This window comes from Chromatium okenii, from assembly GCF_002958735.1.
Classification (GTDB): Bacteria; Pseudomonadota; Gammaproteobacteria; order Chromatiales; family Chromatiaceae; genus Chromatium; species Chromatium okenii_A.
The window spans coordinates 368,120-393,876 of the sequence record NZ_PPGH01000037.1; the positions used below are offsets into that span (position 1 = coordinate 368,120).

At 46.7% G+C, this 25,757-nt stretch carries 28 protein-coding genes; 11 read left to right on the plus strand and 17 right to left on the minus strand.

Annotated elements, in window-relative coordinates:
• Window positions 1–8: 8 nt before the first annotated feature.
• From flgE to flgL, 9 genes are all read left to right on the plus strand, one after another.
• Window positions 9–1,358: a flagellar hook protein FlgE gene (flgE, locus tag CXB77_RS13555; protein ID WP_105074323.1), complete on the plus strand. Its 1,350-nt coding sequence runs from the start codon at window positions 9–11 to the stop codon at window positions 1,356–1,358.
• Between the two features lie 39 nt (window positions 1,359–1,397).
• A complete protein-coding gene (locus tag CXB77_RS13560; RefSeq protein ID WP_105074324.1) occupies window positions 1,398–2,138 on the plus strand; it encodes a flagellar basal body rod protein FlgF in 741 nt (246 codons plus the stop codon).
• 15 nt (window positions 2,139–2,153) lie between these two features.
• A complete protein-coding gene (gene flgG / locus CXB77_RS13565; protein WP_105074325.1) occupies window positions 2,154–2,945 on the plus strand; it encodes a flagellar basal-body rod protein FlgG in 792 nt (263 codons plus the stop codon).
• 18 nt (window positions 2,946–2,963) lie between these two features.
• The gene (gene flgH, locus CXB77_RS13570) at window positions 2,964–3,653 is read left to right on the plus strand and encodes a flagellar basal body L-ring protein FlgH (protein ID WP_105074326.1); all 690 of its coding nucleotides are present in this window, start codon (window positions 2,964–2,966) and stop codon (window positions 3,651–3,653) included.
• A 29-nt stretch (window positions 3,654–3,682) separates the two neighbouring features.
• On the plus strand, window positions 3,683–4,861 hold the full coding sequence (locus tag CXB77_RS13575) for a flagellar basal body P-ring protein FlgI (RefSeq protein ID WP_105074327.1): 1,179 nt from the start codon (window positions 3,683–3,685) through the stop codon (window positions 4,859–4,861).
• Between the two features lie 6 nt (window positions 4,862–4,867).
• Window positions 4,868–5,935, plus strand: coding sequence for a flagellar assembly peptidoglycan hydrolase FlgJ (gene flgJ, locus CXB77_RS13580; protein ID WP_105074328.1), 1,068 nt, complete (start codon window positions 4,868–4,870; stop codon window positions 5,933–5,935).
• A gap of 119 nt (window positions 5,936–6,054) precedes the next feature.
• Window positions 6,055–7,764 carry a flagellar hook-associated protein FlgK gene (gene flgK / locus CXB77_RS13585; RefSeq protein WP_242445713.1) on the plus strand — a complete coding sequence of 570 codons (1,710 nt, stop codon included), beginning with the start codon at window positions 6,055–6,057 and terminating at the stop codon, window positions 7,762–7,764.
• A gap of 86 nt (window positions 7,765–7,850) precedes the next feature.
• A complete protein-coding gene (locus CXB77_RS22120; RefSeq protein WP_242445714.1) occupies window positions 7,851–8,141 on the plus strand; it encodes a flagellar basal body rod C-terminal domain-containing protein in 291 nt (96 codons plus the stop codon).
• A 12-nt stretch (window positions 8,142–8,153) separates the two neighbouring features.
• Window positions 8,154–9,449: a flagellar hook-associated protein FlgL gene (flgL, locus tag CXB77_RS13590; protein WP_105074329.1), complete on the plus strand. Its 1,296-nt coding sequence runs from the start codon at window positions 8,154–8,156 to the stop codon at window positions 9,447–9,449.
• Window positions 9,450–9,532: 83 nt separating this feature from the next.
• Here flgL and CXB77_RS13595 read toward each other — a convergent pair whose 3' ends face one another.
• The 3 genes from CXB77_RS13595 to CXB77_RS13605 form a co-directional block, all read right to left on the minus strand.
• Window positions 9,533–10,525 (minus strand): hypothetical protein, encoded by a 993-nt coding sequence (locus CXB77_RS13595; RefSeq protein WP_105074330.1) that lies wholly within the window; start codon window positions 10,523–10,525, stop codon window positions 9,533–9,535.
• Between the two features lie 180 nt (window positions 10,526–10,705).
• Window positions 10,706–11,830 carry an RNA-guided endonuclease InsQ/TnpB family protein gene (locus CXB77_RS13600; RefSeq protein WP_105074331.1) on the minus strand — a complete coding sequence of 375 codons (1,125 nt, stop codon included), beginning with the start codon at window positions 11,828–11,830 and terminating at the stop codon, window positions 10,706–10,708.
• 278 nt (window positions 11,831–12,108) lie between these two features.
• Window positions 12,109–12,372, minus strand: coding sequence for a hypothetical protein (locus CXB77_RS13605; RefSeq protein WP_105074332.1), 264 nt, complete (start codon window positions 12,370–12,372; stop codon window positions 12,109–12,111).
• Window positions 12,373–12,604: 232 nt separating this feature from the next.
• On the opposite strand from CXB77_RS13605, the gene CXB77_RS13610 reads away from it, so the two are divergent.
• Both CXB77_RS13610 and CXB77_RS13615 read left to right on the plus strand, forming a co-directional pair.
• Entirely contained in the window at window positions 12,605–12,919 is a 315-nt protein-coding gene (locus CXB77_RS13610) for an iron-sulfur cluster assembly accessory protein (RefSeq protein WP_105074333.1), read from the plus strand.
• A 72-nt stretch (window positions 12,920–12,991) separates the two neighbouring features.
• Window positions 12,992–13,741 (plus strand): EF-hand domain-containing protein, encoded by a 750-nt coding sequence (locus CXB77_RS13615; RefSeq protein ID WP_105074334.1) that lies wholly within the window; start codon window positions 12,992–12,994, stop codon window positions 13,739–13,741.
• Here the strand turns inward: CXB77_RS13615 and CXB77_RS13620 are convergent.
• From CXB77_RS13620 to CXB77_RS13680, 14 genes are all read right to left on the minus strand, one after another.
• Window positions 13,731–14,618 (minus strand): SDR family NAD(P)-dependent oxidoreductase, encoded by an 888-nt coding sequence (locus CXB77_RS13620; RefSeq protein ID WP_105074335.1) that lies wholly within the window; start codon window positions 14,616–14,618, stop codon window positions 13,731–13,733. The two genes, CXB77_RS13615 and CXB77_RS13620, sit on opposite strands and share 11 nt — an antisense overlap.
• Before the next feature lie 5 nt (window positions 14,619–14,623).
• Window positions 14,624–15,022, minus strand: a complete 399-nt coding sequence (locus CXB77_RS13625) for an RNA-binding S4 domain-containing protein (protein ID WP_105074336.1) — start codon at window positions 15,020–15,022, stop codon at window positions 14,624–14,626.
• Window positions 15,022–15,279, minus strand: a complete 258-nt coding sequence (gene grxC / locus CXB77_RS13630; protein WP_105074337.1) for a glutaredoxin 3 — start codon at window positions 15,277–15,279, stop codon at window positions 15,022–15,024. Before grxC ends, CXB77_RS13625 begins: the two co-directional genes overlap by 1 nt.
• 40 nt (window positions 15,280–15,319) lie before the next feature.
• Complete coding sequence (tgt, locus tag CXB77_RS13635; RefSeq protein ID WP_105074338.1) at window positions 15,320–16,438, minus strand: tRNA guanosine(34) transglycosylase Tgt; 1,119 nt, start codon at window positions 16,436–16,438, stop codon at window positions 15,320–15,322.
• Window positions 16,439–16,445: 7 nt separating this feature from the next.
• The gene (gene pilQ / locus CXB77_RS13640; protein ID WP_172452675.1) at window positions 16,446–18,755 is read right to left on the minus strand and encodes a type IV pilus secretin PilQ; all 2,310 of its coding nucleotides are present in this window, start codon (window positions 18,753–18,755) and stop codon (window positions 16,446–16,448) included.
• Between the two features lie 17 nt (window positions 18,756–18,772).
• Complete coding sequence (locus CXB77_RS13645) at window positions 18,773–19,300, minus strand: pilus assembly protein PilP (RefSeq protein ID WP_347338136.1); 528 nt, start codon at window positions 19,298–19,300, stop codon at window positions 18,773–18,775.
• A complete protein-coding gene (locus tag CXB77_RS13650) occupies window positions 19,297–19,929 on the minus strand; it encodes a type 4a pilus biogenesis protein PilO (protein ID WP_105074341.1) in 633 nt (210 codons plus the stop codon). The genes CXB77_RS13645 and CXB77_RS13650 overlap by 4 nt, the downstream gene beginning before the upstream one ends.
• A 30-nt stretch (window positions 19,930–19,959) precedes the next feature.
• Window positions 19,960–20,574: a PilN domain-containing protein gene (locus CXB77_RS13655; RefSeq protein WP_105074342.1), complete on the minus strand. Its 615-nt coding sequence runs from the start codon at window positions 20,572–20,574 to the stop codon at window positions 19,960–19,962.
• The gene (gene pilM, locus CXB77_RS13660) at window positions 20,574–21,650 is read right to left on the minus strand and encodes a type IV pilus assembly protein PilM (RefSeq protein ID WP_105074343.1); all 1,077 of its coding nucleotides are present in this window, start codon (window positions 21,648–21,650) and stop codon (window positions 20,574–20,576) included. The genes CXB77_RS13655 and pilM overlap by 1 nt, the downstream gene beginning before the upstream one ends.
• A 231-nt stretch (window positions 21,651–21,881) precedes the next feature.
• On the minus strand, window positions 21,882–22,811 hold the full coding sequence (mdh, locus tag CXB77_RS13665) for a malate dehydrogenase (RefSeq protein WP_105074344.1): 930 nt from the start codon (window positions 22,809–22,811) through the stop codon (window positions 21,882–21,884).
• Window positions 22,812–22,994: 183 nt separating this feature from the next.
• Complete coding sequence (gene rpmE / locus CXB77_RS13670) at window positions 22,995–23,195, minus strand: 50S ribosomal protein L31 (protein ID WP_105074345.1); 201 nt, start codon at window positions 23,193–23,195, stop codon at window positions 22,995–22,997.
• A gap of 111 nt (window positions 23,196–23,306) precedes the next feature.
• A complete protein-coding gene (gene hemW, locus CXB77_RS13675) occupies window positions 23,307–24,314 on the minus strand; it encodes a radical SAM family heme chaperone HemW (RefSeq protein WP_347338173.1) in 1,008 nt (335 codons plus the stop codon).
• Entirely contained in the window at window positions 24,218–24,478 is a 261-nt protein-coding gene (locus CXB77_RS23945) for a hypothetical protein (protein WP_347338137.1), read from the minus strand. The genes hemW and CXB77_RS23945 overlap by 97 nt, the downstream gene beginning before the upstream one ends.
• A 4-nt stretch (window positions 24,479–24,482) precedes the next feature.
• Window positions 24,483–25,697 (minus strand): 30S ribosomal protein S1, encoded by a 1,215-nt coding sequence (locus CXB77_RS13680; protein ID WP_105074346.1) that lies wholly within the window; start codon window positions 25,695–25,697, stop codon window positions 24,483–24,485.
• Window positions 25,698–25,757: the final 60 nt, after the last annotated feature.

Consider the following 25,757-nt stretch of genomic DNA (forward strand, 5'->3'; position numbering starts at 1 on the left):
AATAGAACATGTCATTTAATATCGGACTGACTGGATTGAACTCTTCATCGTCAGATCTCAGTGTTGTAGGCAATAACATTGCGAATTCGGGAACGAGTGGTTTTAAGAAATCGCGTGCTGAATTTGCCAATCTCTTTGTTCAATCCTATGGCAGCATCAGTAAAACATCGGTTGGTTCTGGGGCGAAGTTGGCAGCAACACCGCAGCAATTCACGCAGGGTTCGCTTGACTATACTGAGAATGTTATGGACATGGGAATCAGTGGTCAGGGTTTTTTCATTATGAAGGAGGGTGATAATAATGACAGTATTTCCTATACCCGTGCTGGTGCTTTTCAGGTCGATAAGGATGGTTATGTTGTCAATAGCCAAGGTCAGAAGTTACAGACCTATGCGGTTAAAGAGAATAATAACTATTCGACTGATCAAAGTCTTTTCATTCCGGTAAAGTCGGGGGAGGAATTCAATGTCGGTGACTTAAGACCTCTGCAATTGCCGTTAGCGAATCAAGAACCAACCACGACAGGGAAAACGATTGTGAGTGTCAACCTACGCTCAGATGCTGAACCGATTAAGGCGATTGATGGCACGGTTATCGAATTCAATCAGAATGATCCTGATACTTACAACTACTCCACTTCAGTCACTGTGTACGATTCGTTGGGACTTCCACGTAATCTAACTTATTACTTTCGAAAAGTTGAAACCGATCCTCCGGTTCCAACGTGGGATGTTTACGCTGATTTGGACAATAAAATTGACAATACAACAGCACTATCGCCACTGGTTGGGTCTCCGTTAACGTTTGATGCAAACGGTAAACTGACATCTCCAACCGCTCTAATCGAGATGCCGTTTCCAGACTTGGCTTTATATAATCCGAAAAATGGTGCGGAGATTGGTACTGCTGCAACAGATGGTGTCATTTCTGTTGATTTTTCTTCTATGACCCAATTTGGGACTCAGTACACCGTCAATGAACTCAGCCAGAATGGTAATGCAGTTGGGCGTTTAAGCGGTTTAGAAGTTGATGTAAATGGCATCGTTTTTTCCCGCTACACCAATGGGCAATCCAAGGCATTAGGGCAGGTTGCACTTGCCAATTTTAATAACCCACAAGGATTGCAGGTTATGGGAAACAACTCTTGGATTGAAACCGCTGAATCTGGCGCACACACTTACGATGCGCCCGGTAATGGTGAACTCGGTTCAATTCAATCAGGAGCACTGGAAGCCTCCAACGTTGATGTTGCAGCAGAATTGGTAAATCTCATCACGGCGCAGCGCAATTATCAGGCGAATGCAAAAACCATTTCCACTGCTGACCAGATGGTGCAGACGATTCTCAATCTTCAGTAAGATCGTTTGATTAAACGTTGGTTGCAGGAGAATTAAATCATGGATCGTTTTCTGTATCTTGCAATGTCCGGCGCAAAAGAAAACCTCTATGCGCAAGCCATTAATAACCATAACTTGGCAAATGCAAATACACATGGTTTTCGTCAAGCACTGGGCGATGCGTATACCGTTCCAGTGCGCGGACCGGTTTACGATTCCCGTGATTATGTGCAGGTTAGAAATGAGGCGATTGATTTCTCATTTGGCGCCGAGCAAAGCACCGGACGCGATTTAGACATCGCAATTCAAGGTGAAGGTTTTATTGCGGTTCAAGCACCAGATGGTGGTGAAGCCTATACCCGCTCCGGCAATTTACATGTTGATGTGCTCGGTGTGTTGCGTACCGAGCGCGGTTTAGTGGTGCTCGGTGGTGGCGGGCCGATTACCGTGCCGCCAAATGAAAATTTGCTCATTGGCACTGACGGCACGATCACGATTCGTCCGGGCGGTTCAGGTGCGAATACGTTGACGACGATTGAACGTATTCGTTTGGTTAATCCTGATGTAAAAACGCTGGTGCGCACTGAAAATGGTCTGATTCGTGCGGGGGATGGACAGGCGCAACCCGCTGATGCCAATGTGCGCGTGGTGACGGGAATGTTAGAAACCAGCAATGTCAATACAGTGGCGGCGTTAACGCAGATGATTGAATTGTCGCGGCATTTCGAGATGCAAATTAAAATGATGGAAAGCGCCAATAACGTAGAACAAACGCATAATCGTTTGCTGGGAATTGGTTAGCGCGAGGAAATAAAAATGAATCAATCACTGTGGATTGCTAAAACCGGTCTTGATGCGCAGCAAACGCGCATGGCGGTCGTCGCCAATAACCTCGCCAACGTGAATACCAACGGCTTTAAAAAAGGTCGGGCGGTATTTGAAGATTTAATTTATCAAACTATTCGCCAGCCCGGAGCGCAGGCCACGCAAGCAGTGCAATTGCCATCGGGTTTAACGATTGGTATGGGCGCTCGCACAGTTGCTACTGAAAAGTTGTTTACGCAAGGCGGTATGGTGCAAACCGAAAATGCACTTGATTTCACGATTGAAGGTCGCGGTTTTTTTCAAGTGCTATTGCCCAGCGGCGAATTGGGTTATACCCGCGATGGCACTTTTCAATTGAATGCTGATGGCGAAATCGTGATGTCGAACGGTTACGCGCTGCAACCGGGCTTAACCGTGCCCGCCAATGCGCTGTCGGTGACGGTTGGCAAAGATGGCACGGTTTCTGCGCAGATTCCCGGTCAAGCTGCGCCGCAAACGCTGGGGCAAGTGCAACTCGCTGATTTTGTCAATCCCGCTGGGTTGCAGGCGATGGGCGAAAACATTTACGTCGAAACCGCAGCTTCGGGTACGGCGCAAGCCTCTAATCCCGGACAAAATGGCGCGGGCACGATGGTTCAGGGCGCACTCGAAACCAGTAACGTCAACATGGCCGAAGAGCTGGTGAATATGATCGAAACGCAACGTGCTTATGAAGTGAATTCCAAAGCGATTGCTGCAGCGGATTCGATGTTGCAGTTCGTCAATAACAATCTCGCTCGCTAAGTCGTTGAATGAATAGCCATGCGTACCCTGAAACCATTGTTATTGCTGCTCACGCTGGGACTGACGGCTTGCAGCAGTCTCAAACCACCGCAGCCGGGCGATTCGTCGAATTACCGCCCGACTCCGCCGCAGCCGCCGCTTCCTGCAAATGCGAATCGCGGTGCGATTTTTCAGGCAGCGCAAAGTCAAGGTTTATTTGAGGATTACAAAGCGCGGCGGGTTGGCGATTTGGTGCAAGTGCAACTGGCAGAAAAAACCAACGCCAAAAAATCGACGGCGACTTCAACTGCTAAAACGTCTGATATCTCAATGAACGTTGATAGCCCCAGCATCGCTGGGCGCAGTGTGATTCCAGGAGCATTGCCGTTGTTGACGGGGGGAAGTACCGGGGATCGCACTTTCGATGGTTCCGGTGATTCTAGTCAGAGCAATCAATTGAGCGGTGACATCACCGTGACGGTTGCTGAAGTGTTGCCGAACGGCAATCTCGTCGTGCAAGGTGAAAAGTGGCTCGGCATCAATCAAGGCAATGAATTCGTGCGGCTGCGCGGCATCATTCGCCCAGTGGACATCAGCGCCACCAACACCGTGCTATCGACGCAAATCGCCAACGCCGAACTCTATTACGGTGGCACTGGCGCAGTTCAAGACAGCAACGCGCAAGGATGGCTGTCCAGATTTTTCAATCATCCGCTGTGGCCGATCTAAATCACGCTGGTAAATCAACGAGGTATCCCATGAGCAGCAGGATCGCAGTGTTCAGTCGAACAGTGTTATTGACCGGAATCTGTCTTTTTGCGACCAATCTGCTCGCAGGCAACTCGCTGATTGATCCCGCTGAAGCTGGGTTGAGCAATCGCAGCGGTGATGTACAGGAGCGGATTAAAGACCTCGCCACCATCGCTGGTGTGCGCGATAACCAATTGATTGGTTACGGTTTAGTGGTTGGTCTCACCGGCACGGGCGATCAAACCACGCAAGCGCCGTTTACCGTGCAAAGTTTGAAAAACATGCTCGGTCAACTCGGCGTCACTATTCCGCCCAACGTCAATCCACAGCTCAAAAACGTCGCTGCGGTGATGATTACTGCCGATTTGCCGCCGTTCGCCAAACCCGGGCAGCGCATGGACATCACCGTGTCTTCACTCGGCAATGCCAAAAGTTTGCGCGGCGGAACGTTGCTGATGACGCCGATGAAAGGTCTTGATGGCGAGGTGTACGCAATCGCGCAGGGCAATCTCACGGTCAGCGGTTTTGGCGTTGAGGGTAAAGACGGCAGCAGCATTACCGTGAATGTGCCGAGCGTTGGGCGCATTCCCAACGGTGCGACGGTGGAGCGCGAAGTGCCCAACAGTTTTGGTGACGGCAATGCGATCACGCTCAATCTGCATCGCCCAGATTTCACGACGGCAAACCAAATGGCCGAGGTCATCAATCGCAGCTTTGGCAAGGGCGTCGCCGAGGCGCTTGACGGTTCATCAATATCTGTTCGCGCCCCGGTGGATCGTGGACAACGGGTGTCGTTCGTGTCGATGCTGGAAAATCTCAATGTCACCACTGGCACTCCGGCAGCGCGAGTGGTCATCAATTCGCGCACAGGAACACTGGTGATTGGCGCTGGTGTCAGAGTCACGCCCGCTGCAATTACGCATGGCAATCTCACCGTCACCATTGATGAAAAACTACAGGTCTCGCAACCTAACGCCAGAGCTGGCGGGCAAACTGCGGTCACACCGGATACGAATGTGGCAGCAAAACAAGATAAAAATCGCATGTTTTTATTTGCGCCCGGCACTGCTTTGGGCGACATCGTGCAGGCGATCAATGATGTGGGCGCAGCGCCCGGTGACTTGGTCGCCATTCTCGAAGCGTTACGCGAAGCTGGCGCACTCCGCGCTGAACTCATCGTGATCTAAACCGCCATGCTGCCCACTGCCGTCACCGCTGCGTTTGGAAATCGTCTCGCATCAAGCGGGACGGCGCAGAGCGGATTGGTGAGCGATCCGGCAAGTCTCGCTTCACTGGGAAAAGCTGCTCGCACCAACGATCCCGCTGCGTTGGAATCCACTGCGCGTGCCTTCGAGTCGCTGCTCACTGGGCAAATGATTAAACAGATGCGCACGTCATCTTCCGGCGGCGGGCTATTCGATTCTGAACAAACGAAACTGTATCAAGACCTTTACGATCAACAGATTGCCGGTGCGTTAAGTCAAGGCGAAGGTTTGGGCTTGCGCAAAATGCTAATGCGCCAATTAGCACCAAGCCTCGCCAACACCAGCGGTAACAGCTCTGTTGCCCGCGATCCTGCGACCTTGCGTTTGCCCGAACGCAATCCTTGGTTACTGCCGCAGCGTCGTCAAAAAGTTGACGCCACTGCGCCCACCAGCACCGAAACCACTGCGACCCAATCGTCACTATTCAAACGGACATCGCGCAGCACCGCGCTTGCTGCATTGCCCGCAGGTACGCAAGCGCAATGGCCGCCCCGTTCTCCAGCAGAATTCGTCAGTTATCTCAAACCTTATGCGCAGCAGGCAGCACAAACGCTGGGCATGGATACCGAGGTCTTGCTGGCGCAGAGCGCATTGGAAACTGGCTGGGGCAAGCATATTCCGCGTCGCGCTGATGGCAGCAGCACCTTTAATTTGTTTGGAATCAAAGCGGATCGCAGTTGGGAAGGTGATAAGGTAGCAGTGGGCACGTTGGAATATCGCAACGGTGTCGCGCAGCGTGAACAAGCAAAATTCCGTGCTTACGACACGCCAGCCCATGCGTTCATTGATTATGTTGCTTTTTTGCGGCGCAATCCGCGTTATAGCAATGCGCTGGCGAGCAGTAATGGTGAAGATTTTATTCGTGGTTTGCAAAAAGCGGGTTATGCAACTGATCCGCGTTATGCCGCAAAAGTATTAGGAATCCGTGATCGTTTTGCTGATTTAAGCGCCAGTGCTGAAACTCAAGTTTCAACAGCAAAGGTCGATAAAAGTTAAGAGATAGGAAGGATGCGACGCTGCGAGATGCGTTCGCCAGGACGGTATTTAATACCGTTAATCGTCGATCAATTCAGGTTATGACAATGAGCATATTAAGCACAGGCGTTTCGGGTGTCATGGCTTTTAGAAGCGCTCTCGCCACCACTGGGCATAACATTTCTAATTCTGCTACCGAAGGTTATAGCCGTCAGCGGGTTGAGATCGTACCGCAAAATGCTGAAAGCAGTGGCAGTAATTATTACATTGGTCAGGGTTCGCGGCTTATTAGTGTGCAACGCATTAAAGATGATTTAGTCAATGCACAAGTGCGCAATGCGCTTACTGTTAATTACAATACCGAAATTCGGGTGGCTTATGCAGAAAATTTCGACAGGGTGCTGGCTGATGAAACTACCGGACTAACTCCGGTTTTAGATGAATTTTCCGCAGCGGTTCAGGATGTAGCCAATGATCCAACCTCAATTCCTAATCGCATCACATTTTTAAATTCTGCTCAAACATTAACGGGAAGATTAAGTGCAGTAAACGGTCAGCTTCAAGAACAACGTACCATGATCAATGGTCAATTATCAGTAGCGGTAGATGAACTCAATCAATTTGCACAAGCGGTCGCCAAACTTAACAGTGATATTACAGCCAAATCGACAATACAATCACCGTCAAATGATCTACTTGATCAACGTGAATTGTTCCTGAATAAAATGGCGCAGAAATTAGATATTGGTTTAGTGACACAAGATGATGGCGCAATTAATGTTTTCGCAGGAAATGGTCAAGCGTTAGTGATAGGTAATAATGCCAAACAATTATTGACTGGTCATTTTTCCGGTGATCCGCAAAATATCGATATTGGCGTTAGTGCTAATAACGAAGAAGTGAGTATTACTCGCTTAATTACCGGGGGGAAAATTGGTGGCTTATTAGAAACTCGCGGCATTCTTGATACTGCGCAGAATACGCTGGGATTGATTGGGTTAACGCTGGCAACTAAATTTAATGAACAAAACGGGCTGGGATTAGATTTAAACGGCGACATCGGCGGTGATATTTTCCAATTATCTAAAGTCGATGTTTATCCCAAACCGGGTAATACACAAACAGAAGTCCCTATTGTAACGATTGGTGATGTCACTGCCGTAAGCACCAGCGATTACCGATTACGCTACGAAAATGGTGCATTTCAACTCACGCGCCAACCAAATAATACAGCAGTCACGTTAACCGTTGATCCAGTCGATAATAATGTGCTTATTGGCGATGGTTTACGGATTGATACTAGCGCAATTAGCGATGCTGATCAGGGCGATACTTGGGTAATTCAACCAACCAGATTGGCAGCTAGCAATTTGCCAGTGATAATGACTGATCCAATTAAAGTTGCCGCAGCATCTGGTGCACTTGAAGGCGAATTAAATACTGGTAGTGCGAATCTGGTTGATTTACGTATAACAGCTGCAACACCTGCAACTTATCGTCCTGCGGCTATTGTGGTGAATGAGACCGCTGATAAATTTAACTTAATTAGTGTGAGCGATGGTGATCAAGTTGGTGGAGCAAGTGTTGACAGTTTTCGGATTCTCGATCCGAAACAAGTCAATGGTGGAGCGACAGTAACCTATGATGCGACGCAAAAGCAATTTAGTGTTAATGGCGAACACTTTTCACTTGACCCTTCAGGATTAACAACTATTACCACATCAGGTTGGGAATTGCGAATTCGTGGTACACCTGAAACAAGTACGGTATTTAATGTTAATATTGCAGAAACCTCAATAGCAACTGAAGAACCCGCGCTTACCACAATTGTCGGGAGGGTTGGGAGTTAGATGTTGAAGGTACACCGAAGCAATATGACACTTTTTCAGTTGATCTGAGTAAAGGGCGCAATGGTGATAATCGTAATTTGCTAGCAATGACAGAATTACAAACGAATTTTCTAGTGCAAGGACAAGAAACATTTACTGGCAGTTATAATAGTTTATTAACCGAAGTGGGTTCTAAAACTCGCCACGCACAAATCGAACACAGCGCCAGCACCACTTTATTAGAAGATGCGCAGGCCAGTCGTGAATCGGTGTCTGGAGTTAATCTCGATGAGGAAGCTGCTAACATGTTGAAATTTCAACAAGCATATCAGGCTGCAGCGCAGGTAATTGCCGTCACTGGTGTTTTATTTGATACCTTACTTAACGCAGTTCAGTAACGGAGTACGTCAATGCGCATTTCAACACCACAGATGTATCAAGGCGGTTTATCTGCGATGCAGCGTGCTCAGTCCAATTTCAATAAAACCAGTTTGCAAATGTCAACTGGTCGGAGTTATTTAACACCTTCGGATGATCCAAATGGCGCAGCACAGACGATTCAGCTTGATACGAACATTAAAAAAACCGAGCAATACCAACGCAATAACGATTTAGCAAAACCGCGTTTAGAGCAAGAAGAAGCTCAGATTGTTGCAACCCAAAATGTACTGCAACGTGTACGAGAATTGGTTGTTGCCGGTAATAATGATACGTATATCAAACAAAACCGCACTATTATTGCGAGTGAAATCCGTAAACTGCGCGAAGACATTATTGGTATTGCTAACTTAAAAGATGCTAATGATGAATATCTATTCGCAGGAGCGCGTTCGCATACCGAACCTTTTGTCACGGGTACTGATGGAAAAGTGTCTTATGTCGGCGCTATTGGTGCAGGTTCAGTGCGTGAGGTTTCAATTACTAATGCCCAAAATGTTGCCATTGGTGATACTGGTTCAGCCGTATTTATGGAAATTCCAGAACGCAGTGGTTTATTGAATGAAGCCGTGCCAAAATCGACCAATACGGGCACTCTCTATGTTAACTCAACTAGCGTTACTAATTTAGATGATGCGCTTAATAGTTCTGAACAAACATTGCGCATTCGCTTTAGTTATCCGCCGACAAATCCGGGACCAGTTGAATATGACGTTTTAGATTTAGATGGTAATTCAGTGCGCAATTCTAGTGGTGATTTAATTAGTGGTATCTATGGTAATACCGATGCTGCTGGTGTATTCGTAGCACCAACGCCTTCAACGCAGTCAATTGAATTAGCAGGACGAATGGTTACTATTACTGGTGAGCCTGCTGATGGCGACGAATTAATTTCACGTCCAGTATCTCAAGTTACTATTTTTCAAACGCTTGATGATATTGCAACTGCGTTTGAGGATTCGCTAACGGGTACGATTAGTAGTGAAGCCCTTTCCCGAGCGAGCAGTATTGCGCTCCGTAACATTGATTCCGGTTTAGGTCGACTTGATGAGGTGCGCACTACAGTTGGATTGCGTATTTCTACACTGGAAATGCAAACTGGTTTGAATGATGAACGGGTGCTTGATCTTTCAACTACGCTTTCTGATGTGCGTGATTTAGATTACGCTGATGCAATTAGTCGCTTCAAATTACAGGAAGCAGTGCTTGAAGCAGCACAACAAACTTATGTTAAGGTGAATAAACTCTCACTATTTGATTTTTTGTAACGCCATTACCAAATCTTAACATTGAGCAATAAAAAAACACGCCGTAGCGTGTTTTTTGTTGGCTGCAAATCACGAATGATGTATTAAAACGGCAGCATATCGTAATAGAAGGAAACTGGTGGCATGAGCTTTATTCCGGTTTTCGGAAGATTCACATCTAGCGCATAATCAACAATGATTTGCAAATCATCTAAGACGATATCGGGCAGAGTGGCAAAAGCAGTGAGTTGCTCCGCTGTCATATTATCAAAAGCGTCTGAAAATAAGGCGTTAAACATAAAATGCGGATCAAGGAAGCTAATTAAAAGCTGTTTACTATCTGCGCTTTTCATTACCGCCATTTCACAGGGCAACGCGGTCGCATGATAAAAACCAGTCGTTAATGCCTGTTTCGCATACATTGGCGAACAACCTTCAATTAACTTGATTCCGCCAGGCAATGATAATGGTGCTGGGCGTGCTGAACGCCATTGTGATCCTGTGCTCAATTGTGCATCCAAAGCGGCGTCGTGAACGCCTGCGCCCGTCGTACCATTTACGGTTAATGTCGCAATAATCGTTTTTGCAACTGTTAACACTTCATCATCTGAAAAAATCTTGCCATCAACTTTGTTGTATGTGAAATGAACATAAGGCGAATTCATTGGTGTTGATAATAAAGCACGCACCATGTCCCATTCATCACTAAACCAAGGTCCTTTAGACCAATTATCTGCCCAATACGTCACTTTTGCATCAGTGAGTGCCTGATAAATAATCGCAGGCAATTCCGTATTGACCTGAACAGGTAACTTTTGAATAGCAGTAGCAAAGGCTTGATTTTGCATTTGCTTACCAAATAAAACGTCAGTAAAAAAGAGGCTAAAAATTGCTTCGGCGTTGAGCATTTCAATCTTAATATCATACTCATCAGCATACACTGCAACTTCACAAGGTAAAGCCGTTGCGTGTAAATGACCATTCGCTACTCGAGTACTGCCAACAACTGGCGTAACACCTAATGCTTTGCTGGCAAAAACCTGATTACATAATTCAATGATGTTAATTTTCTTGGTATTAGTAACCGAATATGCCACGCTCGGATTGATAGGTTGATCTAAAATAGCCGCTTTAACATCGGCGTCTTTTACGGTTGCTCCTTCTGGCGCTCCGCCTAATACCGCTACTAAATATCTAACAAAATCTATACAAAAGCGTACAAATCTAGCTTTGATATATTCACACCATCAACGCAAAAGCCATGATGAAACTATGGTCTAACTTTGCTCTGGTGTGCATTTAAGGTCAGGCTGTAACGTGTCCAGACCGTATTGATTTAGATTGAGCGCGGCGTTCAAATCTCTATCCGCGCTAAATCCACACTCACAGGTAAAAGTTCGATCTGCAAGTGATAAATTTGTTTTAACTTTTCCACAACAGGAACATGTTTTACTGCTGGGAAAAAATCGATTTGCGACAACAACGACACAATTTCTCAATTTAGCCTTGTATTCAATCATCTGCCGTAAATAACCAAAACCAGCATCGCTGATAGCGCGACTGAGTTTTCGATTTTTTAACATGCCTTTAACGTTTAAATCTTCAATCGTAATCACGTCAAAGTTTTTAGTCAGATAATCCGACAATTCATGCAACAAGGCTTGTCGTTGTCGTGCAATACGAAAATGAAGTTTTACAATTGCCAGCTTGGCTTTCGCTCGACGGTTTGACCACTTCACTTTCTTGGTTAAATTGCGTTGAAGTTTTGCCAACTTTTTCAAACTGGCTTTCAACTTTTGATTGGCAGAAAACACTTTACCTATGCTTAAAACGGCAAGTGATTTGATACCAAAATCAACACCAACTGAGTGTTGGCGATCAACATCGTGGGGATTGTAGTCTTCTGTTTCAACTAAAATTGAAGCAAAATACTTTCCAGCGCGTTTAGAAATCGTGACTTGTTTTGCGATGCCTTGAAAACGTAACGGTTGACGCAGTTCAATTTTAGTTTTGAGTTTTTCAATCCGCAATTCACGACCGATAACATCAAATTTAGCCGATTCACGCAACGCAAAACTATCACGCAAATCTTTCTTTTTGAAGCGTGGAAAACCTGCTTTTTGTTTGGCTTTGACGCGCCTAAAAAAGTGCTTAAAGGCGGTATCTAAGTCATCAATTGCATTGCGGGTGACACGGCTTGAAACTTCGTTGTACCAGTCAAATTCTTTACGAAGTACTTTAATGTAATGCTGATATGCTTCGTTTTTTGACCACTTATTTTCTGGTTTTGAAAAATGCGCCAATAATTGATTATAGCAATGGCGTTTGGAGCCACAGGCTTTATCCAAATACACCATCTGTTCAGGTGTGGGGCGCAATTCAATTTTGTGTGCCAGTAACATGGTTTCTAATCTCAATCAACACATCTAAAATTTATTCAACGTAGCCTGCAAATCTTCTTTTTGGTCGTGACTTGAAACACGAGCGTAACACACCGTATTTCACCTACGTTCATCAATTTGGCAACGCTGTAGTAACGTGTTCCACCTTGTGTTTTTCGCGTTGGGACTCATTCGCCCGACGCTCCCATCGACGCAATGTATTTAGACACGTTTCCAAAATTTTTGCCGCTTCACCTATCTTTACTCATTTCTTTTCCATAAGTATAGATTTATGTAGATTATTGCAAGCTGTTACTTACCCAATTACTTTCTGATAAACCCAGCATTGATTCATCTTTTTTAGCAACGAAAGCGGCAATTTTGAATGCAACATCAGCAGCTCGCGTATAGGTTGCAACATGATCTACTTTGCCATCTTTCCACACCGCTGGAACCGTAGCAATTTGAATAAAAGGTGAAAAACCGGCAGCAAATACACTGGGACTGAACAGAAACGCAATTATCAATAATGTGGCGCTAAAAATGCGGTTTATCTGCGGCATAAATAATACCCTATCAGTAAAAGGTTAAATACGAATAGTGCTTATCTGACAGTACTGAGTATCTAGGTTGCGACATAAATCGTCAACCTGCGCATTGATATTTGTCTATAGCAGACAATATCCTGTTTACCAAAATCACCTCGCGCCATTGCTGACATTCAGCGCAATTAGCGCAGAAAAAATGGCATAATTTCTGCTTCATTTTTAGATGGTTAACCGATGAGGAGTTGAGATGTTCAAGCTCACAGCCGCTGCTGCCGCACAGGTGTTGAACGCAGCGCATCAAGGTGGTACTGAAGGCATGTCGTTGCGTTTCGCTGCCGCGCAGCAACCAGACGGTGAAATTGTGTATCGCATGGGATTTGACGATTACACTGAAGATGATATTCGGTTAACTTGTGAGGGAATTGCGGTGGTGATGGCGCCAGAGGAAGTCCCATTGCTCGATCAAGCTGTTATGGATTATGTTGAAATTGAGCCGGGTCAATTCCATTTCATTTTCCTTAATCCAAAAGATCCGAATTACAAACCACCGCTCGATCATTAGTCTCAGGTTGGGTCTATACTCAATTTGAATAGGTCTAATGTTTTTATCAGGTTGACCAATACAGAGGTTGTTATGGTTGAATCAATTAGTCGTTTTAGCAGTGGTTCGGCGATATTGCAGGGCGTTAGACCAACGCAGCGTCCTGATCCGGCGAAGATGGCGGAAACTCTCGTTGCTAATTTAGATACAGCAAAGAAAGGCTATCTTGAAGTTTCTGATTTACAAACGGCTTTTGCGCAAAGTTCGACTGCGAATAGCACGACCGCAGTTCAAAATGCGCAACAAGTCTTTTCGGCGTTTGATAGTAATGGCGATGGTCAGGCAACAACGACCGAAATTACCACCACGTTGCAGGCATTAGCGGATCGTCAGCAGCAAGGGGCAAGCGGTGCGCAAACTGGCGTTATTCAGCAAGACATGGGGCCCGGTGGTCCAGGTGGAGCAGGCGGTCCACCCCCGCCACCTGCAACGACGGGCACATCCGCTGCAACAACAGTCAGCGATCCGGCGGATACCAATGGTGACGGTACGGTCAGTGCGACTGAGGCAATTGCTGCCATTCAGTCAACTCTCGCCGCAACAACGGCGCAGACGACAGCCGCAACGACTGCGTCAAATACCACGACGGTTGCATCTGCAACGACTGCAACAGCAACAACGACTGCTGCGAATGAAACTCCCAGCACGACCCGCACCATGACTGATGCGCTGCAACGTCGCATCATGCAATTGATGGACGCTTACGGTTTGCAGCAAAACACGCAGCAAACCCGCACTGGTGCAGCATCAAGCTATCAATCTAGCCTGTCGATTACGGCCTGAGTTGACGCAGAGGACTGGGCGCAGCCGGCAGGATGCCGGTCAAGGTTTCGCTGATTCGCCACAGTTGCCGGTTTATCAGCATATCCTGCGCCTGCGCCGGTACTTTTAACGGTTTATGATTTCCCAAATAAGTGCCATTGATTCCGGCAAATACCGGGTCAGTGGCAACACATAACACGCGCTGCGCTGCCTGTTCTGGTGTCGGCAGTATTCGACCAAATAGCAATGCAATCAGTTTCCAAAACCAATCCTGCGCTCCATCTGTTCCGCCGAGATTTGAATTAAAAATCCCCGGAAATACGCAATTCGCAGTCACGCCGCTACCGTCTAAACGTCGCGCCAGCTCAAAGGTAAAATGCAGATTACCGAGCTTTGCTTGACCATAAGCCTGCATCATCCGATAGCGCCGCCGTTCCCAATTCAAATCCGCAAAATCCAGCGCCGTATTCATGCGCGTTCCAACCGTTACAATTCGTGCTGGCGCACTGGCTTTTAAGCGTTCCAATAATAAATGCGTCAATAAAAACGGCGCTAAATGATTCACCGCAAAAGCGCATTCAACCCCGTCGGGGCTTAATCGCCGTTCGGGATACGCCGTTGCTGCGTTGTTAATGAGTAAATGCAAGTATTCAAATTGATCACAGACTGCTACTGCTAATTGCCGAATTGCCGTTTGATCAATGAAATCCGCAATAAATAAATGCACTTCAGTATTGCCGGTTGCCGCTTGAATTTCGGCAACTGCTGCTGCGCCGCGCTCAGGATTGCGAGCGACCAAACCGACACGCCAGCCGTCTTGTGCCAATGCTAACGCTATTGCTTTACCTAAACCGGAATTGGCGCCCGTCACCAGTGCAGTTTTGCCATTCATATCCATGATGTTCAATCCGTTTCGCTGCGCCCAGTGAATTGTTCAATCATTCGCCGCTCACGTTTATTTGGCTTGCCGCTATCAATCACACCTAAATCACGACGTTCACGCACTGCGGCGGCGCGTTTTAATTGACTGGCTTCTTCTTCTCGATACAACAATGCTGCTTCATTTGCGGGTCGCCGTTGTTTATTCAGCGCCAACACTTCGATTTCCCAAACCAGATTGTCTTTGTGAATAATCAATTGAATGCCGGGGCGAATGGTGCGCCCGGGTTTAGCACGATGGCCATTGACTTCGATTTTTCCGCCGTTAATTGCTTCCACTGCGAGCTGGCGTGTTTTGAAGAATCGCGCTGTCCATAGCCATTTATCCAGTCTCAATTCCGTTAATTCATTTGCCGTATTCATTACGCCAGCCCTAATAGTCCGTCGAGTTCGCCGCATTCGTCGAGCAGCACCATATCGTCATAGCCGCCGATAGCGCGGTCATCAATGAAAATCTGCGGGACGGTGTGGCGGTTGCTGCGTTGAATCATGGTTTGTCGCTGCGCCGGATCGTAATCAATCGGAATCTCTTGAAATACAACGCCTTTACGTTTAAGCAGGCGTTTGGCGCGGTGGCAATACGGACAAATCAACGTGGTGTAAAGCGTGACCTGCGGCATCGTAAAAATACTCGATTAAATGAACGTCGCGGCTGGCGCGTTAAGCGTCGTGATCGTTCGCTGATTGGCTGCGCAAACGTTTGAATTCTTGAATAAATGCGGCAAGTTGCCCAGCAGCAATCGCGTCGCGCAGTCCGCGCATCAGCGTTTGGTAATAACGCAGATTGTGAATGGTTGCCAGCCGAGCGCCGAGGATTTCCTTACATTTATCAAGATGATGCAGATAAGCGCGGCTGTAATGGCGGCAGGTTTCGCAATCGCACAGCGGATCAATGGGGCTGTTGTCGCTGCGATGGATTGCATTGCGAATTTTGACCGTACCCTGATGCGTGAACAAATGACCGTTGCGAGCGTTGCGGGTCGGCATCACGCAATCAAACATGTCAATTCCGCGCTGCACGGCAGCCACGAGGTCTTCGGGAGTGCCGACGCCCATCAAATAACGCGGACGGTCAATTGGTAATTTATCGGCTAAAAAATCAAGAACTTGTAAACGCTCGGCTTCCGGTTCGCCGACCGACAACCCGCCAATCGCGTAACCATCAAAACCGATTTGCGTCAACCCAGCGAGCGATTCGGCGCGAAGTTGCGGGTGCATTCCGCCCTGCACGATTCCGAATAACGCGGCGGAATTGTCGCCGTGTGCTGCCCGCGACCGCGCTGCCCAGCGCAACGACAATTCCATTGACGCTCGCGCCTGCGTTTCCGTCGCTGGATAAGGCGTGCATTCGTCGAAAATCATCACGATGTCGGCGCCGAGATCGCGCTGCACCTGCATCGACACTTCTGGGCTGAGAAACACCGGACTGCCGTCAATTGGCGATTGAAAATGCACGCCAGCCTCGGTGATTTTGCGCAGTGCACCGAGGCTAAATACTTGAAAACCACCGGAATCGGTGAGAATCGGGCGCTCCCAGTGCATAAAACGATGCAGATCACCGCAATGGCGAATGACTTCGGTGCCGGGGCGCAGCATCAAATGAAAGGTATTGCCGAGGATGATTTCCGCGCCAACGTCGCGCAATTCTTCCGGCGTCATTGCTTTGACAGTGCCGTAAGTGCCGACTGGCATAAACGCCGGAGTTTCGACCGTGCCGCGCTCGAATTGCAATTGCCCGCGTCGCGCCAATCCGTCTTGATTGAATAACTTGAATTCCATTTTTGAATTACTTTCCAGTATTTGCTATATCGCCTTTTAATATCTTTGGCGTAACAAAAATAAGTAGTTCACGATTATTATCTAAACGCGATTCACTTTTGAACAAACGACCGAGTACAGGAATATCACCAAGCCATGGTAACTGTTCTTTAGAATAGGTTTTTGTTCTCTCATATACTCCACCAAGAACAAGGGTTTCACCGTTACTAACTAAAACAGATGTTTCTGCTGATCGTGTGTCGATTGGGTAACCGGCATCTGTTTTTTGTTCATAATTTGCCGAGTCTTTAGTAACTAAAATATCCATAACAACTTTTTCATTTGGCGTAATATGAGGCGTCACGTCTAATTGAAGGAAAGCATCTTTAAAAGATGTAGTTACAGTGGTGTTAGAACCAGTACCGGTAACAGTTTGATACGGAATTTGTTGACCAACTTTAATGGTAGCCTGATGTTGATCTGATGTGATAATTCTTGGACTGGAAACTATTTCTCCTTTCCCTTCTTTTTGCATTGCAGACAGCTCTAATTGAAGCAAATAAGAGCCAACTTTTCCTATTAAGAAATTAACAGAGCCTGACGGGTCTAAAGCAGGTAAATTTGTAATAAGTGTTTGATTGTTGTCGCTATCAATTAATCCAGAATTGTATGGTGCTCCAGCATCGAGATTTAACCCGAATGGACCTTTATCAAAACCACCAACAGCAAGACTGCCGGGCTGACCGCCTGCAACCATCAACTCATTATTCCCAACTGAACCCATCGAACCGGAAACACCAAAACGCACGCCCAAATCACGCGCAAAATCGTTATTTGCAACCACCACCCGCGATTCAATTAAAACTTGACGCACTGGAATATCCAATCGTGTCACGATTTTTCTAATTTCTTCTAAGCGTACTGCGGTATCCATCACCACCAGTGTATTGGTACGTTCGTCAAAAGTAGCACTCCCACGACCGGGCGTTAGAATTGAGCCTTTGTATAAATCGCTTTCCATAGAAAGCATGTTTTCCATGCCACGACTATTCTTTACTTTTTTACCGGCACTTGTTGTTGAATCACTAATTGTTGATTTTGATTCTTTATGAACTGCACCACCAGTTAAAAAAGCCGAAATATCCGCTGCTTTCGCGTACTTGATTTGGATATATTCAGTTTTTAATTGTGCGAGTTCTTCAATTTTTTGTGTTGCTTCTGCTTGCAACTGTTCTTGCGCTGCCAATTCCTGCGCTGGCGCAACGACGATAACATTGCCTTCCTGACGTTTATCCAATCCCTTCGTTTTCAAAATAATATCAAGCGCCTGATCCCATGGCACATTTTTTAATCGCAATGTGATATTGCCCTGAACGGTATCGCTGGCAACCAAATTCATATTGGTAAAATCAGCCAACACCTGCAACACAGAGCGGATTTCAATATCTTGAAAATTCAAATTGAGTTTATCCCCCTCATATACCATTTTATTGCGTGCAATCTCTTCTTTTTCCGTTGGGGTTAATTTACGAAAATCCAAAGTAAAGACTTCATCAGTTTGATATGCCATTTGATCGAAATCGCCGCTAGTTTGAATCTCAACCAAAACATTTTTTCCATTCGGACGCGATTCGACGGCAGTCACGGGCGTCGCAAAATCAGTGACATCAAGCCGCCGAAACAAGCGTTTAGGAATTGCCGTGTCATATAAATCAACGAGAACGCGGCTGCCTTCTTCGCGCACCGCAACGCGAGTGCTGGAGCTGGGCAAACGAATAACAACACGCCCTTCGCCACTGCTGCCGCGTCGAAAATTGATGTCACGCAATGCCGCGCCAGTGGAATTACTTGTTGAAACGGGTGTTGTATTAGGACGGGAAGTTGCCGTTTCTACTGGTGAATTGACTGCCGGTGACGACGCAGCAGTGGTTGGATTGATTGTAATCGTGACTCGCTCACCCGCATTGGTTACGGTATACGGCAGCGAATCAGTGAGATTAAGCACAACACGAGTGCGATCACTGCCATCTACTGCCGCAGTAATTGCGATCAAGCTATGCACAACACCAACACCAATTGCAATTGGTTTGCGTTCAAGTTTGCTCGTCACATTCGGAAAATCAAGCATGATTCGCGCTGGCGATTGAATAGAAAAATCTTTTGGTACAGCAACTGGTGCAGAAAAAGTGAGTTGAATCTGCACCTGTTTTCCGGGCAATTCAGATGGCTGCACACTCAATAACTCGACTGCCTGCGCAGGCACAATTAAAACAATGAATAAACAAAGCACACGGCTTAATAACGTTAGCCAACCGCGATATTCAATTGAACGAGTCATCTTTATTTGTCCCTTCATTACTCAGATAGCGCAATAGTAGCTTGGCGTTCACGCCACTGACCGGGCGCATCAGCAACAATTTCGTTCAGTTGAATTGCGTTCTCACTGATATTGACGATTTGCCCATTATTTAGCCCCAGATAATTACCGACTTTCACGCGATATAGAGTACCATCTTTATTTTTTACCAATGCCCACCGCTCTTCGCCTTGATCGAGAGTCCCCACCATGCGTAATGAATCAAGTGGCACACTTTCCAATTCTTCTTTACGCCGATTTGGGTCTGGTGCTAATTCATTTTCGGGTGGTTTTTCTTCAACTGGCATTGCTTTTTCATCGGGAACGAAAGGATCGCGACGGTCGCTGGGGATATACACGAAAGTTTCAATTGGTTCAATTTCTGGTAATGGCGTAATTCCACCCGGCGGACGTTGTTTAATTTCCTGAACGTAAGCCTCTAACGCAGCAGTCTCATCATCGCCACAGCCAGCAAGTTGCGCGACAGTCAATACAAGAATTAGTAACAGCAGAAGACGGCACATCATTTTTTGGTTTCCTCATCAAGATAACGATAGGTCTTGACGGTGGCCTGCAGCGTGAGTTTAGCGTTTTTATCGTCTGATTTATCAGCATTTTTATCTGTTGCCGTTGGTTTATTTGCGGAAGCAATTTGCACATCATGGACAGTCACAATACGCGGTAATGCTGCAAGACCGCTAATAAAACGCCCGAAATCGTGGTAATTCCCCGTTACACGAATATCAATGGGCAATTCGGCATAAAAATCTTTAGTTAATTCTTGATTTGGTTGAAATAACTCAAATTCTAATCCGTTAGCTAACCCAGTTTGCGATACATCAACCAATAGCGAAGCCACTTCGGTTTTATTCGGAAGTTGCCGTAACATTGCACCAAAAGATTCCTGCATTTCAGCAAGTTGTTGTCGATAAGCGTCAAGGTTAGAAGCCTTGCGTTGCTTACCTTCAAAACTAATTTTTAGTTCGGCTTCAGTGGCTTTTTCTTGATCGAAACGAATTAGTTGATCTTGGGTATCAAGATAAAATACCAAACCGCCAAGTGCAATACAGAAGATTAAAATAACGACCGCTTTAACAGGAATTGGCCACTCACCAAAACCACTGAGATCAAGTTCATTGAGTTCGTTTAAGTCCATAATAAGGGTGCCGTTATAATGGCGCTTAGTCTATTGCGCAGGTTTTGCTGCTGTGGTTGATTTTTTTGACGTAACTTTTTTCTTTTCAATCTCCGCCTCTGCGTCTTCACTTGTTTGATTGAAAGCCAGTCGAAAATGACTGAGACCAGTATCAGTTTTATCTTTATTTTCAATCAGCACTAAACGCGGTTTACCAATAGATTTAGAATTTTCTATTTTGCGCATAAAGGCAGAAACACGCGCATTTGATTGGGCGCGTCCCGCCATTTCTACAGTGCGCCCTTTTTGTTCAACTTGTGTGAGGTAAACACCTTCTGGAAGCGCATTCACCAATTCATCAAATAGCCGAACAATTTCCGGGCGACTTTTTTGTAATTGTTTAATGATCTCCATTCGCGCTAACAAATCTGTTTTTGTTGTTTCCAAATCTTTAATTTCTTTGATTTGAATATCAAGTTTCGTAATCTCGCCTTTAAGGTATTCATTACGCGCTGATTGGTCACTAATTTGTCCTTCAATAAAAAAATGAATGAGAATTGCAATTGCAAAGGTAATGCCCAGTGCGATGCCACCCGCAATGAGAAATTCCTGCTGACGTTGTTGGCGGGCGACTTCACGCCAAGGAAGAAGGTTAATCCGTGCCATTAAAATCCCCGCAAAGCAAGCCCGACGGCAACCATTAAAGACGGCGCTTCACACAGTAAATCTTTTGCATTGACTTGTGGTGATAGCGACATGTGTTGAAAGGGATTAGCAATGCTAATTGGCAATTTAAGCCGCTCCTCGACTACTGCATCAAGCCTAGATAAACCTGCTGAACCCCCAGCCAATATGACACGTTCAACATGATTAAACGTTGTTCCAGAATAGAAAAACTGTAAAGCGCGATTAATTTGTTGAGATAATGAATCTTTAAAATTTTCAAGTGCTTCGACTTCAGGCGTTGTACTAAAATCGTTATTTAAAATCTTCTGCGTTGCTTCTTCACGGGAAATTCCAAAACGCCGCTGCAAATCATCTTTTAAATGTTGCCCACCAAAATTTTGCTCACGGGTATAAATAATTTGTCCTTTGTTAAAAACGTATAGTGTGGTATTAGCAGAACCAATATCAACGACTGCGATGGGGGAATCAGTGGTTCTGTTGGCGTCATTTAATAACAACGAGATTGCATTTTCCATTGCATAAACTTCAATATCAACTATGCTCGCAGTTAATCCGGCGATTTCTAGTGCTGCAACCCGATCATCAACGTTTTCGCGCCGCGATGCAGCCAATAAAACATCAACCATTGCTGGATTATTTGGTGTTGGGCCAATCACATCAAAATCAAGATTGACTTCTTCTAACGGGTGGGTGATATATTGATCTGCTTCTAATTGAATTTGGTTTTCAATTTCCGCATCATTAAAAGATGCTGATAATGAAATGACCTTAGTAATTGCCATTGCCCCGGCGACCGCAACCGCAGCGCGTTTGGTTTTAGTTCCGGCTTTAATGACAGCTTTACGAATACATTGTCCAACCATTTCAGGATCGGCGATCTTTTTTTCTAAAACAGCATTAAAGGGCAGTGGTTCAATTGCAAAACGCTCAACCCGATATGACATTGAGGGGCTGTTTGAATTACCAGCTTTACATGACAATTCAATTAATTTAATGGCAGTCGAGCTGATATCGATACCAAGGAGTGGAGTATTTTTGCGGCCAAATCCAAACATGAGTGCTCTCGCTGCAAACGTGATCGCCGTTACAATCTAGCGCAAATTGCGGTATTCCAAAGATAACAAATTTGACCGATTTCGCTAGTTGTATTCGCCGCATGACGAACCGGCAATTTGTGTTAATTAACGAATACTTTCAATCTGTTGCGTAGTAACATGCAAAAAATCAATGTTCGGTAGCAGGATGCGATGATTGTTGTTCATCGCATCTCACTGAATTAAAAACGCTTAAAGCATATTAAGGCGTTCAATATCAATCCGCACTGCCTGCGCTGAACGCTGAAAATCAGCACGTTCCTCAGCATTGAGATCAAGGGTAACGACCGATTCCACGCCACGCTCGCCGAGAATACAGGGAACGCCCATCGCAATGTCCGTTTCGCCGTATTCGCCATCAAGCAGCGCAACGCAGGGCAGCAAACGTCGCCGATTGTTGGCAATGGCATCGACCATCGCCGCAACTGCTGCGCCGGGTGCATCATAAGCACTTGAATTCTTTCTCAATGCAAGGATTTCTGCGCCACCAGTGCGCGTGCGTTCGACAATGGCAGCGATACGTTCTTTCGATAAAAAGTGCGCAATTGGTACGCCATTGATCGTACAAAAGCGCGTCACTGGAACCATCGTGTCGCCATGACCGCCGAGCACCAGTGTGGTGATGTCTCGCGTCGAAAAGCCAGTTTCCTGCGCGATAAAACTCGCCATCCGTGACGCATCCAAAACGCCTGCTTGACCAAATACGCGCTCACGCCCCCAGCCGGTGCGCTGCGCCACGCGATACGTCAGCGTGTCAACCGGATTAGATACCACTAAAATCATCGCGTTAGGCGCATGAGTCATAATGTGGTCGGTCACTTGGTCGATAATGCGAACGTTGCTTTCCAGCACATCAGCGCGAGACATGCCGGGCTGGCGCGGAAAACCCGCAGTCACAATGACTAAATCCGAATCCCGCAAAATATGCGGATCATTGCTGCCAGACAGTACGCCATCGAACTTAAAAAAAGGTGCGCTTTGTAAAATATCCAGAGCCACGCCTTCAGGTACATCTTCGCGCACATCGAATAGCGCAATGTCACGGCACAATTCAGTTTCTGCAAGAATTTGTGCCGTCGTTTCACCGACACGACCTGCGCCAACAATACTGATTTTTTTCACTTTATTTTACCTTTCATTGAGCATAATAATTGGCGGCAGTTCACGCTGCGCCAAACACAACCAATTATTGTGTATTGATCGTTAATCAAACGGATGGTTTTGAATGCGGGGCGGGTTAAAGCGAGGAAGATCAAACTAAAAACGCGGAAGTTTAGTTAAAAACTTCCGCGTTTATGTAATGAATTAGCGGGCGTATTTGCGACGGAATTTATCCACCCGACCAGCGGTATCTAATACCTTTTGCTTGCCGGTATAAAACGGATGACACGCCGAGCATACTTCAATATGAAGGTCTTTGCCCTTAGTAGAACGGGTCACAAATTCATTGCCACAACTGCACACAACTTTAACTTCGGTGTATTTCGGATGGATGTCTGCTTTCATAATTCAACCTTTTGCCCAGCGCGGGCGTTAATAATTTTTGGGAACACATAAGGTTATCATCGCAGTTATCGTGTCGCAACTTTCAGCGCAAGTAACGCCAGATTGTCGCCATCACGCAAATCGTCCCACCAAATCATCGAGAAAATCCCGCCCCAATGCCGTCGGCTGAATATGATCGCCATCAACGCTCAATAATCCATCAGCGATTGCTGACGTAATCTGCGCCGCCAAATAGGTCAACGGCAGCCCGGTTGTTTGCATAAATAATTCCGTATTAAAACCATCCGTTAAACGCAGCGCGTTTAATGCAAATTCACAGACACAATCATCCGCGCTTAATTCCGTGCGATTAGCAATAAAATCGTTCGCTGCCGCTTGCAAATAAATGCTGGGATGTGCATGTTTTGCGGTGCGCCAAATGCGCCAGCTTTTATTATTTAATATCACTTCAGTTAATTTGCCATGAGCGCCAGCGCCAATACCGAGATAATCGCCAAATTGCCAATAATTAAGGTTATGACGACATTGATGATTGCGCTGCGAATACGCAGAAACTTCATATTGCATAAATCCAGCTTGTGCTAGCAATTCTCGTCCTTGTATTGCCATTTCTGCTGCCACTTCATCATCCGGTAAAATCGGCGGATTGGCGTGAAATAAAGTGTCCGGTTCGATGGTCAATTGATAATACGAAATGTGCTCTGGTGCGAGTTCTAACGCTGCTTCTAAATCAATTGCTGCCTCGCGCAAACGCTGTGCTGGCAAGGCAAACATCAGGTCTAAATTGAGATTGTCGAATCCCGCATCACGCGCCGCAGCAATGGCAGCACGCGCTTGGTCTGGATTATGAATGCGCTGCAAAGTTGTTAATTGCGCTGCTGATAAACTTTGTACGCCAATAGATAAGCGATTCACTCCAGCAGCGCGATAGGCGGCAAAATGTCGTGCTTCGGCAGCGCCCGGATTCGCTTCTAAGGTAATTTCGAGATTTGGCAATAACGCGGTGCGGGCACGAATACCATTCAGCAGCGTTTGAATTGCTGCGCCGGAAAATAAACTCGGTGTTCCGCCGCCGATAAAAATGAAGATAACGGACGTTGTGCGGCTGGGTTTTGCAATTCACAGTTTTCTAAATCAGCGAGTAATTGCTGGATAATGATCGGCGGTGGAGCGGTGCTGGTGTAGGAATTAAAATCGCAATACGGGCATTTGCGAATGCACCACGGAAGATGAATATACAGCGCGAGCGGTGGCAACAATTGCGCTCCGCTCGCTGGCAACATCACGTTAACGCGCCTTATTCATTGTTTCTTGCAATAACGCGCCAAAAGTACCGAGCGTTTTTTCTGGCGGTTTCGCTGGTGCGGATTCTGCTGCCGGAGCGCGAGCAGCCGGCGTTTCTGCGGATTGTTTGGGATTGGAACTGAGCGATAGGCTAATTCGGCGGCGTTCCAAATCCACGCCGAGCACGGTCGCTTCCACTGAATCGCCGAGATTGACGACTTCGTTAGGGTGATTGATGCGCCGACCTGCGCCGAGTTCGCTGATGTGCACCAGTCCGTCAATGCCGGGCGCGAGTTCGATAAACGCGCCGAATGGTTGCAGACGCGAGACCGTGCCGGTGATGCGCAATCCGACGGGAAATTGTGCTACTGCGTCTTGCCATGGATCGCGGGTCAGGGCGCGAATCGATAACGCGATCTTTTCGCGCTTGTTTTTCTCGCTCGGCGGGTCGATGCGCAACACGCTGACTTCACTGCTGCCCGATTTGCAGCACTCTTTCGGGTGTTTGATGTGACCGAACGCCAGTTGGCTGACGTGAATCATGCCTTCCAGTCCGCCGATGTCCACAAACGCGCCGTAATCTTTAATTGAGGTGACAGTTCCGGTCAGCACTGCGCCTTCGGTGAGTTGAGCGCGGGTTTGTTCTGCTTGACTGCGTTGCTGTTCTTCCAGCAGCGCCCGCCGCGACACCACCAAATTGGGACGCCGTCCGCCTTCAAATTTGGTAATGCGGAAATCAAACCGCTGTCCGACAAATTCCGCCATTTCTTCAACAAACCGAATGTCGATCTGCGACGCCGGGCAAAAGGCGCGTAGTCCAGCAATCTGCACTTCCACGCCGCCTTTCACTGCTGCGCTGACTTGTCCCTGCACCGGCAAACCCTGCCGATACGCACTTTCAATTTCATCCAGACCATGAAACCGCTGCCCTTGCTGGCTGCCGAGCAGCAGCATTCCGCTGTCCTCATCTTTGCCGGTGATTTGCAGTTCGATCACATCGCCCAGTGCGTGAGTGAGCTGTCCCTCAGCATCGGTAATCGCGGCAAGTTCGAGGCGACCTTCAGCTTTTGCGCCGAGATCAACAAAGGCGTGAGTGTCGCTGATGACGACCAGCGTTCCGCGCACGCGGTCGCCAATGGTCGGCGCACCTTTGCGGGATTGCGGATGCGTTTGGTCGAACTGCTTGAGGAGGTCTTCAAAGTTTTCAGAATCAGACATGATAAACAGGCGCTATTTGAGTGAAAGAACGGTGGAAAGCATTGGCATCATTGTAAAGCG